This is a genomic window from Streptomyces sp. JLYT201 (genome assembly GCF_059448825.1).
In genome coordinates, this window is record NZ_CM182551.1 from 3523267 (window position 1) to 3539319 (window position 16053).

Sequence of the window (16053 nt, forward strand, 5' to 3'; positions counted from 1 at the left end):
CCGATCGGCGCTCCGCGCCTCGTCCTCAAGCGCCGGACGGGCTGCATGGTGCCACTCGCAGCACGTTTCAGCCCGTCCGGCACCCTCCGCGAGGGCTACGCCCCGGCCACCTCCGCCAGGTACGCCTCCGTGCGCGCGGGGTCGTAGAAGTAGCCCTCGAAGTCCGCGGGGTCGTTGAAGCCGTTGGCGAAGCGGTCGGCCACGGGCTTGAGGTCGCCCGCCGCCCCGAGGAGGCCGATGACGTGCTCCGGCGGCGGCGCCAGCATCGCGTTGGTCCACTTCGTGACGTGTCGCGCGGTCTCCCAGTACCGCTCGAACGCGGCCTCCATCCAGGCCTCGTCGAAGGGCCGGTCCCCGTGCTCCACGATGGACGCCAGGTACGACGCCGCGCACTTGGAGGCGGAGTTGGACCCCTGTCCGGTGATCGGGTCGTTCGCGACGACCACGTCGGCGACGCCGAGGACGAGGCCGCCGGAGGGCAGCCGCCCGACGGGCTTGCGCACGGTGGGGGCGTACCGCCCGGCCAGCGTGCCGCCCGCGTCGGTCAGTTCGGCCTTCGTGGCGCGCGCGTACTCCCAGGGCAGGAACTTCTCCAGGAGTTCCAGGGTGAGGGCGAGGTGCTCGCCGGGGTCCTTCACCCCGTCGAAGACGTCGAGCGGGCCGCCCGGAACGCCCTCCCAGAAGAGGATGTCCGCCCGCCCGGACGTGGTGAGCGTCGGCATCACGAACAGCTCGCCGACCCCCGGCACGAGGTTGCAGCGGACCGCGTCGAACTCGGGGTGCTCCGGGCGCGGCCCGAGGCCGTGGACGTAGGCGACGGCGAGGGCCCGCTGCGGCACGGCGTACGGCGAGCGCCGCGGGTCGCGCTCGAACATCGACACCAGCTCGCCCTTGCCCGCCGACACCAGGACCAGGTCGTAGGCGCGCGAGAAGTAGTCGAGGTCGCCGACGGCCGCGCCGTGGATGACGAGCTGGCCGCCGCGCTGGGCGAACGTCTCCATCCACCCGGCCATCTTCACGCGCTGGTCGACGGATTGCGCGTGGCCGTCGAGCCTGCCCACCCAGTCGATGACGCGGGTGGAGTCGGGCCCGGCGACGGAGACGCCGACGCCCTCGATGTCCGGGGCCTGCGACTCCCAGAAGTTGAGCCCCAGGTCGCGCTCGTGCTGGAGCGCGGTGGCGAACATGCACTGCGTCGACATGACCCGCCCCGAACGGATCTCGTCCGCCGTGCGGTTGGACATCAGCGTGACCTCGTACCCCCCTGACTGGAGTCCGAGCGCGAGCTGGAGACCGGACTGACCGGCTCCGACGATGAGTATCTTGCGCATGCGGGTCCTTCCCTACCTCATGGAACGCGGCGGGCGCACGGGCGCGGGCACGCCCGAGCCGTCACTCGGGCGTTTCGTCCAGCGCGTGGCCCACCAGGGCGAGCAGCGATTCGATCACGGAGGGCCGCTGCCGCGCGTCCATGATCAGCACGGGTATCCGGTCGGCCACGGTGAGTGCCTCGCGGACGTCCTCCGCCTCGTAGCGCTCGGTGCCCTCGAAGTGGTTGACGGCCACGACGTACGGAAGCCCGCAGCTCTCGAAGTAGTCGAGCGCGGGGAAGCAGTCGGTGAGCCTGCGGGTGTCGGCGAGGACGACCGCGCCGATCGCGCCGCGCACCAGGTCGTCCCACATGAACCAGAAGCGCTGCTGCCCCGGCGTGCCGAACAGGTACAGGACGAGGTCGTCGGCCAGCGTGATGCGGCCGAAGTCCATGGCGACCGTGGTCGTGGTCTTGCCCGGGGTCGCGCTCAGATCGTCGGTGTCGGCGCTGGCCTGCGTCATCAGCGCCTCCGTCCGCAGGGGCGTGATCTCGGAGACGGCCGAGACGAGCGTCGTCTTGCCGACGCCGAAGCCGCCCGCGACCACGATCTTCGTGGCGATCGGCGCGCGCGTGCGGTCCAGCTGCCAGTCCTGTACGGCCTCTTCGCCGTCGAGCAGTTCCTGGACCCGGGTCTCAGATACCGCGGAGCCCATGCAACACCCTTTCCAGCAGCGCGCGGTCCGGCCGCCCCGGGCCGTGGCCCGTCCCGTACACGCGGATCCTTCCCTGGTCGGCGAGGTCGCTGAGCAGCACGCGGACCACGCCGAGCGGTATCTTCAACAGCGCCGAGATCTCCGCGACCGTACGCATCCGGCGGCAGAGCTCCACGATCGCGAGCAGCTCCGGCATCACCCGGGCGCCCAGCGCGTCGCCCCGCCCCAGCTCGCGCCGCTCCTCGGCCGCTTCGAGCGCGGGCTGCGCGGCCACGAACGTCTCGACGAGCAGGACGTGCCCGAAGCGGGTGCGGCCGCCGGTGAGCGAGTAGGGCCGGACCCGCGCGGGCTTCCGGTCGGCGCCACGCACCGGCAGGCGGGGCGCCGCCGCGCCCGCGCCCATCAGACCCTCTCCATCGACTGCCGCAGCTCGCTGCGGAGTTCGGGCGTCAGGACGTGCCCGGCCCGGCCGACGAACAGCGCCATGTGGTACGCCACCACCGTCATGTCGCAGTCGGGTGTCGCGTGCACCCCGAGCAGCGAGCCGTCGCTGATCGCCATCACGAAGAGGCTGCCCTCGGCCATGGCGACGACGGTCTGCTTGACCGATCCGCCGTCCATGAGCTGCGCCGCGCCGAGGGTGAGGCTGCCGAGCCCGGACACGATGGTGGCGAGGTCCGCGCTCGACCCCCTGGGCCCGGTGGGGCGGTGGGCGGGGCGGCGCTCGGCGTTGCGGGCGGGGTCGGAGGACAGCAGCAGGAGGCCGTCGGACGAGACCACGGCGACCGAGAGGATGCCGGTGACCTCCTCGACGAGGTTCGTCAGGAGCCAGTGCAGATTGCGGGCCTCGCTGCTCAGGCCGTGCACGGCGGGTCCGGGCTGCGCGGCCTCGGCGGACCGTCCGGTCCCGTCGGACCGTGCGGCCTCGGCGGGTCGTCCGGTCCCGTCGGGCCGTCCGGGTTTCGCGGACTCCTCGGGTTTCGTGGTCTGGGCGGAAGAACCGGGCGTGCGCATGGGCGCAGTCAACTGCTTGCCTCCTCGACTGGGTCCCCCGGAACATCTGCGGTCTCTGCTGTGCCTGTCGCCCGCGCCGTGCCCTCGGGCCCGGCGGTGCCCCGGCCGCGGGCCGCCTCCCCGGCGAGCTCCGCCGCCACGTCGCGCCGCCCGCTCCTGGCGCCCCGCTGGAACCCCCCGAGCCTGCGCCGCAGTTCCTCGGCGTCGACACCGGTGGGGCGCGGCCGGGGCGCGAGTCCCCCGGCGATCGGGCTGACCTTCGGGGTCCGCTTGGGCAGGCCCTTGGCGGTGAAGACCTGGGGCGCGTCGTGGGGCGCGTCGTGGGCCGCGCCCTGGGGCGGGGTGTCCGCCTCGGGCTCGGCGCGGCCGGGGTGCGCCGGGGTCAGCGCTTCCTGCTGGGGGCGGGCCGACGGTCCGGCGGGCGCGTCATCGGCGGGCCGCGCGTGCGCCGACGGCTCCTGGGGCCGGTCGGGGTGGTCGGTCCCGAAGGTCGGCGCCAGGAGTTCCAGGGTGGTCTCGGCGGCCGCGATCAGGGGGTCCCGCTGCTCCGGGCGCGGCGGCAGCTCGTGGGAGTCGGCCTCTGCCTCGGAGCGGGCCTCTGCCTCGGAGCGGGCCTCCGCCTCGGAGCCGGGCAGGGACACGGGTGACTCCCCGTCCCGGGCCGCGGGCACGGCGAGGGGCGGCGCGGCGGCGGGCGGGGGTGCGGCGGCGAGCGGCGGCGCGGGCGGTTCGGCCGCCGGGGCCACGGCTGCGGCGGGCGGTTCGGTGAGTATGCCGCCGGGCAGCACCACGACGGCGGCCACGCCGCCCTGCTTCTGCTCGCGAAGGCGCACCCGCGCCCCGTGCCGGGCCGCGAGCCGGGCCACCACGTACAGGCCGAGCCCGAGCGCGTCCCCGCTCTCGTGCTCGTACGCGTCCTCGGGGGAGAACGCGGAGTACTCGGCGAGCCGCGCGTTCAGCTCCCGCAGCCGCTCCACGCTCGCGCCGATGCCGTCGTCCTGTACGGAGAGCATCACCTCGCCGTTCTCCAGGAGCCAGCCGGACACCTCGACGGAAGAGTCGGGCGGCGAGAACGACGTCGCGTTCTCCAGGAGCTCCGCCACCAGGTGGCTGATGTCGTCCGCGGCGAACCCGGCGATGTGGGCGTGCGAGGGCAGCGTGGCGATGCGGACGCGCTCGTACCGCTCGATCTCGCTGACGGCGGCGCGCACGACGTCGACGAGCGGCACCGGGCCCGCGTGCTGGTGGCCGTGGTCGGCGCCCGCGAGGACGAGGAGGTTCTCGCTGTGGCGGCGCGTGACGGTGGCGAGGTGGTCGAGCTTGAACAGGGTGGCGAGCCGGTCGGGGTCCTGCTCGCGCTCCTCCAGGTTCTCGATGACGGCGAGCTGGCGCTCGACGAGGCCGAGCGTGCGCAGCGCGAGGTTCACGAACGTGCCCTGGATGCCGCGCCGCACCCGCTCCAGGTGCGTGGCGGCTTCGGCGAGTTCGGCGCGCAGCGCGTCGCGCTCGTCGGCCATCGCCTGGCGGGCGTCGGCCATCGTCTGGCGCCGCCCGATGAGGTGCTTGCGGTCGGCTTCGAGCGTGCCGAGGCGCTCCTGGACGGCGACGGCGTGGCCGTGCAGCGCGTTGACGGACCGTACGACGGCGGCGAACTCGTCGTCGCGGCCGGTGAACCGCACCGGCTCCGCCGTCGCGGGCGCCGCCGCGACCCGGGCCGCGCCGAGACGGAGCACGGCGAGCGGGCGGGTGAGCGAGCGGGCCGTCGCCATGGCGACGCCCACGGCGAGGAGCAGCAGCGCGCCGACGAGCGCCACCCTGATCTCCAGGGCGGTGACATCGTCGTCCCGCAGGTCCGCGAGGCTCTTCGTACGGTCGGCGGCGAGCGCGTTCTCGGCGCCGCGCATGGCCTCGATGCGGGCGGAGAGCGCGGCGTTGACCTTGTCCCGGTCCAGGCGCTGGTCGGCGGCGGACAGCTTGCGCTCGTCGGTGAGCCGGCCCAGGTACTGCTCGGCGGTGGTCACCTCGGAGCCGGTGACCGTCGACTCGTAGGTGGCGCGGGCCTTGCCGGGCGCGGCGCCCTGGAAGTCGGCGAGCGCCGCGAGCTCGCGGACGTGGGCCTGCTGGGCCGCGGTGCTGAGGTCGTCGCGCTGCCCGGCCTCGGCGTCCGACTGGCCGGTCCCGGAGGTGGGCAGGCCGGTGACCGGGTCGACGGTGGAGCCGGTGGCGGCCGGGCGGGGCACGGACAGGGCGGCGAGGAGCAGGCCGCGCGTGGCGCCCGCCTGGTCGACGGCGTGGTCGAGGTCGGCGAGCGCGTAGGCGCCGGAGCCCGCGCGCGGCGGCAGCTTCTCGGCCAGTTCGCGGGTGAGGGCGTGGAGTTCGTCGATGGCCTTCGCGTACGCCTTGTGGGCGTCGAGGGCGGTGCTCCTGCCGGTGAGCGCGGAGCGCCGCACGGTGGCGAGTTCCGCGAGGTCCCGGCGGAGCCCGGCCGTGACGGAGCTGTTGGTGTTCGCGTCGGCGGCGGCCTCGCGCAGCTCCTCGATCCGCCGGTCCACGCGGGCGCTGCGGCTCTCGGACAGGCCCTTGCCGTCCGGGCGGCCGGCGGCGATGTAGGCGGTGACCTCGTCGCGCTCGTCGGCCAGCGAGTGGCTGAGCGTGATGGCCTGCTGGGTGAGCTCGGACAGCGTGACGAGGCTCTGCGAGTCGCCGAGGTCCCCGGAGGCGGCGACGATCGCGGGCGCCCCGGCCCCGGCGACGGCCGCGGCGACCACGGCGACGGCCACGATGAGCCGGTTGCGGACCCGGGCCTTGGGGGGCTGGGGGGACTCTGGCTGCGGGGCTGCGGCGTGCGGGGTGGCCGGGGCGGGAGGCTGCGGGGCTGCGGCTTCCGGGGCGGCCGGTGTGGACGCCTGTGCGGCTGCGGCCTGCTGCGGCGCCGGCTGGGCGGCAGCGCCCTGCTGCGGCGCCGGCCGGGCCGGGCCGGACGTCTGCTCGGCGTCCGCCGGAGCGCTGAGGGCGGGTGAGGGCGCGGGCGAGGCGCCGGTGGGGCGCTCGGCGCGGGTCTGGGCGCCGGTGCCGCGCTGCCTCCGGGGCCCCGCGCCGGACGGTCGCTCGGCGTCCGACGGGGTACTGGTGGCGTGCTGGGCCCGGGGTGAGGCGCCGGTCGGGTGCTCGGCGCGGGCCGGGGGTTCCGTACGGTTCGTGGCCTCCGCAGACGCGGCGGCCCCAGTGGACGCGGCGGCCCCTGTGGACGCGGTGGCCCCTGTGGACGCGGTGGCCCCTGTGGACGCGGTGGCAGGGGTCTCCGCGCGGCCCTCGCGCCCCGCGGCGGCGCCCTGGCCGGAGGGAGGGGTCGCGGCGCCCGGTCTGGCCCCTCCCGGGGCCTTCTGGCTGCCTTCGCGCCGAGGCCGCATCTCTTGCACCGGAGCTCGCATTCCTGTTTTCGTCTGCCCTAGGGCCCGGGTGACGATCCGTCAACGCGAGCGCTCCCGGCACGGACCCTGACCTTGCCAGACGATTCCAGTGCCGGTGCGCGGCAGTCTCGCATCGTCTGCCTGGCCACCTGAAGGAGTGAACATCGACTGGGAGTTGGCGAGCAAGTCACGCTGCGTGTCGTGCGGGCCGCGCGCGGCACGCCGGTTGGACGTCCGTGGACGGCTTTGGCAGGATGCGCCGCCACACCCTTCGGAGCCGTCGGTTCCGGCCGATTTCCCCTGCCCTGACCACTGCTGGCGTGCCGCCCCGGCAGCGGCGCGCGCCCTCCGGCCGGGCCCGGGCGGGCCTCGGGCAGACTGACCGGATGCGCATCGAACTGGCCACCGAACCCGGCGACCCCGACCGCCCCAACGAGGACTACGCCTCGGTCGCGCTGCCCGCGTCCGGACAGGGCGGATCACTGGTCCTGCTCGACGGCGTGACGCCTCCGGCGGAGGACGTCGGCTGTCTGCATTCCGTCCCCTGGTTCACCGCGCGCCTCGGCGGCGCACTGGGCGAACTGTCCGTTTCACGACCGGACCTGACGCTCCCTGAGATTCTCGCGGCGGCCGTCTCGCGCACCGCGGACACCCACCGTGACACCTGTGACCTTTCTCACCCGCGCACTCCGCAGGCGACGGTGGTCCTCGCCCGGTGGGACGCCGAGCGCGTCTCGTACCTCGTCCTGTCCGACTCGGCGCTGCTCATCGCCGGGCCCGGCGGCGCGGTGGACGCGGTCCTCGACCGGCGTCTGGACGAGCTTCCGGCCGCCGTGCGCGCCCTGCGCGACGCCGTACGGGCGCTGCCGCGCGGCTCCGCCGAACGGCGGGCGCTCGGCGGTGAGTACGCGGCCGCCGTCGAGGCCCTGCGGAACGCCGAGGGCGGCTTCCACACCGCCGCCGCCGACCCGGACGTCGCCGCCCTCGCGGTCACCGGCGAACTGCCCCGCTCCGCCGTCACCGCCCTCGCCGCGCTCACGGACGGGGCCGGGCGCTGGGTCGAGACGTTCCGCGAGGGCGGCTGGGCCGACTGCTTCGCGCTGCTGCGCAAGGACGGCCCGCGGGGACTCGTCGAGCGCGTACGCGAGTTGGAGGCGGCGGACCCGGACGGCACGGCGTTCCCCCGCGGAAAGCGGCACGACGACGCGGCCGTGGTGTACGCGGAGCTGTAGCCGGACCTTCGACCCGCCCGTCCCCGTACCGGCGCAACCGCTTCGGGTCATGTACCCGCGCACGAAGTGGAATTGCACCGGGAACTACGCCGACGGGGCGGCACCGGGCGACATGGTGCGAAGCGGCGTCGCGCGGAGCGGGAGGGGGCGCCGGGCCGCAACGGGACCGGAGCCAGGGCCGGAGCGGGGGCCGGAGCCGGGCTGGAGCCGGGTCGGAGCCGGGTCGCCTAGAGCTCGGCCCGCGCGTTGAGCTGCCGGAGCAGCCGGGCCAGCTCGGCCACCTCGGCCCGGTCCCACCCGGCGAGCTGCCGCACGTACCGCTCACGCCGCCCGCGGCGCACCGTGCGGAACCGGTCCCTGCCCTCCTCCGTGAGCCGCACGAGCCAGGCCCTGCCGTCCGCGGGGTCCGGCTCCCGCGTGACCAGGCCGAGCTGCTCCAGGGCGCGCAACTGACGGCTCATGGTGGCCTTGCCGACCCCGATGAAGGCGGCCAGATCCGTGGCGCGCCGCGGCCCGGACTCGTCCAGGAAGGCGAGCAGCCCGTACGCGGCCGGTTCGAGATCCGGGTGGACCTGGCGGGCCATCTCGCCGGACGAGGCCCGGGCGCGGCGGAGCAGCAGCGTCAGCTCCCGCTCCAGGGCGAGGAACTCGTGGTCCACACCACCGCCCACCGCCGCCGCGTCCCCGCCCGAACCCCCGCCGTGGTGCGTGTCCTCACGCATGTCAGCACCCCTGCCGCACTTTCCCGATCCTGAAAGTTTTCGCCAGCCGCAGCCATCGCCGCAGCTCGCCCAGTATTTCGCAGGCGTAGACCAACGGCGGCCACGAGAGCCTCTTCCCTCCCGTTGTCTACGTGCGTAGCGTCATGAGTGACATGTTCACACCAGTAGTCCCGTGCCGCGGGCCCCTCGGCGCGGGCTGTTCAGCGACATGTCGACAGGTCCCCCCACCGAGCCCGTCCGCCGGACCGGCGAAGCGCCACACCTTCGGCCACGCCCCCGCCGAACGGGCTCCACGAGGCCTTTCGGAGGCACGCCATGCCCGTGCACAGATCCCGTACGGCCCGCCGCGGACATTCCGTCGCGGGCGTTCTCCTCGCCGTCCTGTCCGCCCTCGCGCTCCTCGTCGCCCTGCCCGGCGCCGCCCAGTCCGCCGACGGTGACGACATCCCGCCGCGCGGCAGCGCCCGCATGGGCCAGGGCGTCATCGAACACGACGGCCAGGGCGGCAAGCCGAGCGGCGGCGACGCCGCCCAGACGGAGGGCGTCGACGTCAGCAGCCACCAGGGCAACGTCAACTGGCAGGCCCTGTGGGACAGCGGCGTCCGATGGGCCTACGTGAAGGCGACGGAGTCCACCTCCTACCGCAATCCGTACTTCGCGCAGCAGTACAACGGCTCGTACAACGTCGGCATGATCCGCGGCGCCTACCACTTCGCCACCCCCGACACCTCCAGCGGCGCCGCCCAGGCCAACTACTTCGTCGACAACGGCGGCGGCTGGTCCCGCGACGGCAGGACGCTGCCCGGCGCCCTCGACATCGAGTGGAACCCCTACGGCGCCGCCTGCTTCGGCAAGTCCCAGAGCGGAATGGTCAGTTGGATCCAGGACTTCCTGGACACCTACCGGGCCCGCACCGGCCGCGACGCCGTGATCTACACGGCCACCACCTGGTGGAAGCAGTGCACGGGCAACTACGGCGGCTTCGCCTCCGCCCACCCGCTGTGGATCGCGCGCTACAACACCAGCCCCGGCGAACTCCCCGCAGGCTGGGACTTCCACACCATGTGGCAGTACACGTCCTCCGGCCCGATCGTCGGCGACCACGACAAGTTCAACGGCGCCTACGACCGCGTACAGGCCCTGGCCAACGGCTGACCGATCGCCCCGGCCGGGACCCGGCCGACCGACTCGGCCGACCGACAGGCGCGGCCGACCGGCAGACTCGGGCAGCCGCACGAGAGCGGGTGCGGCAAGGTCCGGGGCCCTCACAGCCCCGGACCTTCACCGCCCCGCCGCGCCCGTCACGCCGCGGCGGGAACCTTCACCTCGGCCGGCGCGAGCGCCAGGTCGAGCACCTGCCGGACGTCCGTCACCGCGTGCACGTCGAGCTTCTCCAGGACCTCGGCGGGGACGTCGTCCAGGTCCGGCTCGTTCCGCTTCGGGATGATCACCGTGGTGATCCCGGCGCGGTGGGCCGCGAGCAGCTTCTGCTTGACGCCGCCGATCGGCAGCACCCGGCCGGTCAGCGACACCTCACCGGTCATCGCCACGTCCGTGCGCACCAGACGGCCGCTGAGCAGCGACGCGAGCGCCGTCGTCATCGTGATGCCCGCGCTCGGCCCGTCCTTGGGCACCGCGCCCGCCGGGAAGTGGATGTGCGCGCCCCGGTCCTTCAGATCGCCGACGGGCAGCTCCAGCTCGGCGCCGTGGGAGCGCAGGAAGGACAGCGCGATCTGCGCGGACTCCTTCATCACGTCACCCAGCTGCCCGGTGAGCGTCAGACCGGCCGCGCCCGTCTCCGGGTCGGCGAGCGAGGCCTCGACGAACAGCACGTCGCCGCCCGCCCCGGTGACCGCGAGCCCCGTGGCCACGCCGGGCACCGCGGTGCGCCGCTCGGCCGGGTCCTGCGCCGACTCCGGCACGTGGTGCGGTCGCCCGATCAGACCGCGCAGCTCCTCCGCGCCGACCGTGAACGGCAGCTCCCGCTCGCCCAGCTCGTGCTGCGCCGCGACCTTCCGGAGCAGCCGGGCAATGGAACGCTCCAGATTGCGCACGCCCGCCTCGCGCGTGTACTCCCCGGCGAGCTTGCGCAGCGCGCTCTCGTCGACCGTCACCTCGCCCTCGGCGAGTCCGGCCCGGTCGAGCTGGCGGGGCACCAGGTGGTCCCGGCCGATGACGACCTTCTCGTCCTCGGTGTAGCCGTCGAGTCGGACCAGCTCCATGCGGTCGAGCAGGGCCTCGGGAATGGCCTCAAGGACATTGGCCGTGGCCAGGAAGACCACGTCGCTCAGGTCCAGCTCCACTTCCAGGTAGTGGTCGCGGAAGGTGTGGTTCTGCGCCGGGTCGAGCACTTCGAGGAGCGCGGCCGCCGGGTCGCCCCGGAAGTCCGAGCCCACCTTGTCGATCTCGTCCAGGAGCACCACCGGGTTCATCGAACCGGCTTCCTTGATGGCCCGCACGATCCGCCCCGGCAGGGCGCCCACATAGGTGCGCCGGTGGCCGCGGATCTCCGCCTCGTCCCGCACGCCGCCGAGCGCGACCCGCACGAACTTGCGCCCCATGGCGTGCGCCACCGACTCCCCGAGCGAGGTCTTGCCGACGCCGGGCGGCCCGACCAGCGCGAGCACCGCGCCGCCCCGGCGGCCGCCGATCACACCCATGCCGCGGTCCGTGCGCCGCTTGCGCACCGCCAGGTACTCGGTGATCCGCTCCTTCACGTCCTGCAAGCCCGCGTGCTCGGCGTCCAGGACCTCCTGCGCGCCCTTGATGTCGTACGCGTCCTCGGTCCGCTCGGTCCACGGCAGCTCCAGGACCGTGTCCAGCCAGGTGCGGATCCAGGAGCCCTCGGGAGACTGGTCGCTCGTGCGCTCCAGCTTCTCGACCTCCTTCAGGGCCGCTTCCCGCACGTGCTCCGGCAGGTCGGCGGCCTCGACCCGGGCGCGGTAGTCGTCGGACTCCTCCTCGCCCTCCTGGCCGTTCAGCTCGCGCAGCTCCTTGCGGACCGCCTCCAGCTGCCGCCGCAGCAGGAACTCGCGCTGCTGCTTGTCCACGCCCTCCTGGACGTCCTTGGCGATCGACTCGGCGACGTCCTGCTCGGCCAGGTGCTCGCGCAGCTGCTCGGTGGCGAGCTTCAGACGGACCGTCGGGTCCTCGGTCTCCAGGAGCTTGACCTTCTGCTCGGTGGTCAGGAACGGCGAGTAGCCGGAGTTGTCCGCGAGCGCCGAGACGTCCTCGATCTGCTGCACGCGGTCGACGACCTGCCAGGCCCCGCGCTTCTTCAGCCAGCTCGTGGCCAGCGCCTTGTACTCCTTGACCAGCTCGGCCGTGGCCCCGGGCAGCGGGTCCGGCACGGTCTCCTCGACCTGCGCTCCCTCCACCCACAGCGCGGCTCCGGGGCCGGTGGTGCCCGCACCGATGCGCACCCGGGCCCGCCCGCGGATCAGCGCACCGGGGTCGCCGTCCGACAGCCGGCCCACCTGCTCGACGGTGCCGAGCACACCGGTGCCCGCGTACGTCCCGTCGATGCGCGGAACAAGCAGCACCTTCGGCTTGCTGCTACTCCCACTGGACCTCGCGGCGGCCTGCGCGGCCTCCACCGCTGCTCGTACGTCGGCGTCGGACAGGTCGAACGGCACCACCATGCCGGGCAGCACGACCTCGTCGTCGAGCGGCAGCACGGGCAGAGCGAGCGATGTGTTAGCCGTGGACTCAGCAGCCATGATCTCCCCTTCGGCATTCAAGTTGAGCTATACCGACTCAATGGTTGTGAGTCCCTGATTGTTCCCACAGGCTTGTTCGCTGTGAGCGATCACCTCTGCCGCCACAGAGACGCCACTAAGTAACATTCACCAAGCCATTTCAACCATTACTCGTTATGGCTACACCTCTTGACTGTCCATTACGCGGCCAGTCGACGTTGGGAGACGTACGGATGGAAGCGACGGGGGCTACGACGGCCGCGGAGGCCACAGCGACCTTGGGGGCCATGGGGGCCTTGGAGGTCACGGAGGTCATGGGAGCGAACGAGGCGGTGCGCGCCTGGGTCGACGGCTGGGTCGTCTCCCGTGGCGCGGCTCCCCCGGCGGTGGAGCCGTGGGGCTACACGATCGACGTCGGCCTGGCCAAGCATCCGTCCCGCCACGTCTTCGGCTTGCCCCAGGGCGGCGTACAGGAGGCCGACGTGCGCAAGGTCGCGGCGTCGGTGTCGGGTGCGGACATCTGGCTGAAGGTCTTCGCGGAGCCGTCGCGGGTCATGCCGTGGCTCGGCCCGGAGTGGTGGGTCGACCCGGAGGAGGGCTATCTGATGACGGTGGCCCTGTCCCCGGTGGCCCCGGATCGCCTGGTGGCACCCGAGGGTTACCGGCTGCGCACGTGGACGCGGGGCGGTGTCGTACGGACGATGGTGACTGCGGCTGACGGCTCCTGGGCGGCACGCGGCCAGATGGCACCGACGGGCCGCACGGCGGTCGCCGACCAGATCGAGACCTCACCGGAGCACCGCCGCCGCGGCCTCGGCAGTCTGGTCATGCGCACGCTTCAGGCTGCCGCGGCCGAGCAGGGCTGCGAGGTCGGCGTCCTGGCCGGGACCGTGGAGGGACGCGCCTTGTACGAGGCGCTCGGCTGGCGGGTGGTGGCTCCGTTGACGAGCGCCCGCCGCAAGGGGCCGGACGAGTCTTGAACGGCGGTGGGGTGTTGATGGGTGGGGCGTTGATGGGTGCGGTGGCCGACGACGGGTTCGGTGAGCGGTGACTGGGGGCGGGTGCTGGGAGCTGGGGGCTGGCGTTGCGAGCCGGTGACGGGTGCTGCGGGCTGGTGGTGAGGGGCGTGGCGGGCAGTTGGCCGCCGGGGTCGCCTGGCGTGGCGGCCTCGGCCCAGCTGCCGCACGGCTGCTGCCCGATGCCTCACGCCGGTGATCGCCTTGTCCGCCGCGTGGGCTGCTGGCTGCCGATGGGCCAGTTGCCGCCCGGCTCGTCGGTGACCGTCTGTCGCCACGGACCTGGCCGTCACGGGCGCTGGCCGTCACGGGCGCTGGCCGTCACGAGCGCGGGCCCGGTCTGTCGGCCGCTGAACCGCCCCGGCGGCCCGCCGGTCCGTCTCCTCGCGCGTCGCCAACCCCCTCGGCGGCACCGGCTCCCTCAGTCCTGCGAGGGCTCGCCCTTTCTCGCGCGGTGATCCTTGATGGCGTAAGGCAGGCCGGGCAGGAAGAACAGCAGCGTGCCCCAGAGCGGCAGGTGGAAGAGTGGGTCATCGCCTATGAGCCAGCCGACGAGCGCCGCCACGGGCAGCGCGGCCAGGCCGACGAGCATCCAGCCTCTGAAGCCGAGGTTCCCCCGCCGCATTTCCAAGATGACGGTGCCTGCTGCCAGCGCTCCGTAGAAGGCGATCCGGGGCGCCTCTATCGACAGGGTCAGAGTCCGGTCGATGAGGTGGGTGAGCAGCAGCAGGGAGCCGACGACGAAGGGGATCAGCGCGGCCATGCGCAGGATGCGCAGCGGCAGGGGCGTGTGCGCGCGGGCCCAGGAGGCGGCGAACGCCTTCACGTCGGGCCCGACCACGTCCTGCGGGGTGCGGCCAGCGGCGGCGGCCTCCTCCAGGTGATGTGAGAGCTCGGCGAGCATCTCGCGCAGGGAGGCGTCGTCGATTCCGCGGTACTCCCAGTTGCTCCGGCAGATCGCCAGGACGCGTTCGCGGGTGAGGCCGGTGTCGCGCGCGGCCTCGTCCAGTGGGTCGCGGTCCGAGGCGCGACCGCCCGGTGGAGGTGCCCCTCCGCCCTTCGCTTCGCGGGCCGTCGCTTCGCGGACCCTTGCCTCGTCAGCGGGCGTGTCACCGAGGGCCGTGCCGCCGATCGCGGTTGCTCCGGTCGCCGCTTCGTTCTTCGTTTCGTACGTCATGAGTTTCGTCCCCCGTCGTGTGCCGTGTCGTGCGTCCTGGTCACGTCCCCAAGGTGCTGGAGACCGCGCCCGTGAAGGCGGTCCAGGTGGTGCGGCCGCTGGTCAGCTCGGTCGCGCCCGCCTCGGTGAGGCGGTAGTACTTGCGCGGGGCTCCGCCCGCTGCGGACGGAGCGCGATAGGAGTCGACCAGGCCGGCCCGCTCCATGCGCGCGAGCAAGGGATAGATGCTCCCCTCGCTCACCAGGTCGAGGCCGCTCTCGGTCAGGGCTTCCACGAACTCATAGCCGTATCGAGGACGCTCCGCGATGAGCGCGAGCAAGCACAGATCGAGCACCCCGCGCAGCAGCTGGCTACGGCGCTGGTCGTGCGACGCAGACAGCTCCTTTGTCATGCGGTACAAGATAGTCGCCCATTGCCTTGCGCCGCAAGAGTCTCACGCGCATTGATTTCCGACGCCGTCACAGATTCCAGGAACCGCCGCCGGGTGGCACCACGGCCAGGCCCACGGCCGCCAGGCCGCCAGGCCGCCACCGCTACCGCCACCGCCACCGCCACCGCCACCGCCGAAGCCAACGACCGGCCAGCAGCGCAGCCCCGGCCCCGGCCCCGGCTCAAGCCCAGGGCCACACCAAGCCCAAGGCCGCCACCAGAGCCGAGCATGCCGCCCGAGCCAGGCACGCCGCCCGAGCCGAGCCCCGCACACAAGCCGAGCCCGGCGTCTGCGCCTAAGCCCCCGACAACCCACCCGGCCCCGGCAACCCGCCGAGCCCCGGCACCCCCTAAACCGCAGCCCGCCCCACACCGCCCCGCAGCAGCGGCCACGTCGCCACGCCCACCGTGAGGGCGAGCAGGTGGCCCCAGTTCGTCATCGGGTCGGTGAACGCGATGAGGTCCTCGACGAGCATCCAGCCGAAGCCCGCAAGGACCGCCCAGCGCAGCCACGGCGCGAGGACGCCCGCGAGGGCGCCGACGCTCGCGGCGACGCCGAAGCTGATGCCGTAGTCGAGCCGGTGCAGCGACGTGCCGGGCAGGTGGCCGACGAGGACGGAGAGCCCCACCGGGATTTCCGTGGCCAGCGTCGCGACGACGTGCCCGAGCACGAAGACGGCCGCGGCGCGCAACGCGCCCACGCGCCGTTCGAGCGCGGTCAGGACGAACAGGAACCCGATGGCGTACGGCGAGGTGATGCCGCCCGCGATCCACAGCGCGCTGGCGACCAGGACGAACACGGGACGATCCGCCAAATGGGCGACATCCGTGCTCGAACCCTGGTGCATCGAAGAGATCACCGACGGGTCGGCGTGCTCGGCGACCAGCGAGGTGACGAGGAGGACGACCGCGTAACAGAAGGTGAAGGGCGTACTCGTGGGAGTCGGTAGCAGTCGCCAGGGCCGCAGCCCGCGGACCCCGGCCCACGCGGCGGCGCCGAGGGAAACAGGCGCGGCGGGCAGGGCCACCGCAGCGACAGGGCCGCCGGAGCCCGGCCCGCCCCCGGCCACAGCCAGACCGGCCCCGGCCGGACCGGCCCCGGCAGCACCCGCCCCGACCGAACCGGAACCCAATCCGGAACCGGAATCGGAACCGACATCAGAGCCGACCGCGGCCCCAGCCCCGCCCCCGGAAGCCACCCCCTCAAAACCACCCGCCGCCCCCGCGAGCGCCCCAGCCGCGACCACCCGCCGCTGCCGCGGCATCGCGTCCAGCACGCCCTCGCGAGGTATCTCGCCCAACAGGTCCTCGCCCGGCGCCCCGCCCAGCA

The 16053-nt window shown here is 73.7% G+C and carries 13 protein-coding genes; 3 read left to right on the top strand and 10 right to left on the bottom strand.

The features are described from left to right. Positions 1–95: 95 nt before the first annotated feature. The 5 genes from AC5WAM_RS14035 to AC5WAM_RS14055 all read right to left on the bottom strand — a co-directional run bounded on the left by AC5WAM_RS14035 (position 96) and on the right by AC5WAM_RS14055 (position 6449). A complete protein-coding gene (locus tag AC5WAM_RS14035) occupies positions 96–1331 on the bottom strand; it encodes a styrene monooxygenase/indole monooxygenase family protein (protein ID WP_366790269.1) in 1236 nt (411 codons plus the stop codon). Between the two features lie 61 nt (positions 1332–1392). Next, positions 1393–2025 (bottom strand): GTP-binding protein, encoded by a 633-nt coding sequence (locus AC5WAM_RS14040; protein WP_138961772.1) that lies wholly within the window; start codon positions 2023–2025, stop codon positions 1393–1395. Beyond that, positions 2006–2428 (bottom strand): DUF742 domain-containing protein, encoded by a 423-nt coding sequence (locus AC5WAM_RS14045; protein WP_366790270.1) that lies wholly within the window; start codon positions 2426–2428, stop codon positions 2006–2008. The genes AC5WAM_RS14040 and AC5WAM_RS14045 overlap by 20 nt, the downstream gene beginning before the upstream one ends. Then, the gene (locus AC5WAM_RS14050) at positions 2428–2892 is read right to left on the bottom strand and encodes a roadblock/LC7 domain-containing protein (RefSeq protein WP_495523585.1); all 465 of its coding nucleotides are present in this window, start codon (positions 2890–2892) and stop codon (positions 2428–2430) included. Before AC5WAM_RS14050 ends, AC5WAM_RS14045 begins: the two co-directional genes overlap by 1 nt. A 155-nt stretch (positions 2893–3047) precedes the next feature. Continuing rightward, positions 3048–6449: a sensor histidine kinase gene (locus AC5WAM_RS14055; RefSeq protein WP_495522777.1), complete on the bottom strand. Its 3402-nt coding sequence runs from the start codon at positions 6447–6449 to the stop codon at positions 3048–3050. A gap of 386 nt (positions 6450–6835) precedes the next feature. Between AC5WAM_RS14055 and AC5WAM_RS14060 the strand changes: the two genes are divergently transcribed. After that, complete coding sequence (locus AC5WAM_RS14060; RefSeq protein WP_495522778.1) at positions 6836–7681, top strand: hypothetical protein; 846 nt, start codon at positions 6836–6838, stop codon at positions 7679–7681. Positions 7682–7908: 227 nt separating this feature from the next. Here the strand turns inward: AC5WAM_RS14060 and AC5WAM_RS14065 are convergent, their stop codons facing one another. After that, entirely contained in the window at positions 7909–8403 is a 495-nt protein-coding gene (locus AC5WAM_RS14065; protein WP_366790273.1) for a MarR family winged helix-turn-helix transcriptional regulator, read from the bottom strand. Between the two features lie 315 nt (positions 8404–8718). Between AC5WAM_RS14065 and AC5WAM_RS14070 the strand changes: the two genes are divergently transcribed. Further along, positions 8719–9558 (top strand): lysozyme, encoded by an 840-nt coding sequence (locus AC5WAM_RS14070; protein WP_495522779.1) that lies wholly within the window; start codon positions 8719–8721, stop codon positions 9556–9558. A gap of 146 nt (positions 9559–9704) precedes the next feature. On the opposite strand, the gene lon is transcribed toward AC5WAM_RS14070, so the two are convergent. Next, a complete protein-coding gene (lon, locus tag AC5WAM_RS14075; protein ID WP_495522780.1) occupies positions 9705–12122 on the bottom strand; it encodes an endopeptidase La in 2418 nt (805 codons plus the stop codon). A gap of 266 nt (positions 12123–12388) precedes the next feature. Here lon and AC5WAM_RS14080 point away from each other — a divergent pair, with 266 nt between their 5' ends. Continuing rightward, entirely contained in the window at positions 12389–13081 is a 693-nt protein-coding gene (locus tag AC5WAM_RS14080; RefSeq protein ID WP_495522781.1) for a GNAT family N-acetyltransferase, read from the top strand. A 457-nt stretch (positions 13082–13538) separates the two neighbouring features. Here AC5WAM_RS14080 and AC5WAM_RS14085 read toward each other — a convergent pair whose 3' ends face one another. From AC5WAM_RS14085 to AC5WAM_RS14095, 3 genes are all read right to left on the bottom strand, one after another. Continuing rightward, entirely contained in the window at positions 13539–14294 is a 756-nt protein-coding gene (locus AC5WAM_RS14085) for a hypothetical protein (protein ID WP_495522782.1), read from the bottom strand. A 40-nt stretch (positions 14295–14334) separates the two neighbouring features. After that, positions 14335–14685 (bottom strand): PadR family transcriptional regulator, encoded by a 351-nt coding sequence (locus tag AC5WAM_RS14090; protein ID WP_495522783.1) that lies wholly within the window; start codon positions 14683–14685, stop codon positions 14335–14337. Between the two features lie 388 nt (positions 14686–15073). Next, positions 15074–15751, bottom strand: a complete 678-nt coding sequence (locus tag AC5WAM_RS14095) for a rhomboid-like protein (RefSeq protein WP_495522784.1) — start codon at positions 15749–15751, stop codon at positions 15074–15076. Positions 15752–16053 lie beyond the last annotated feature (302 nt).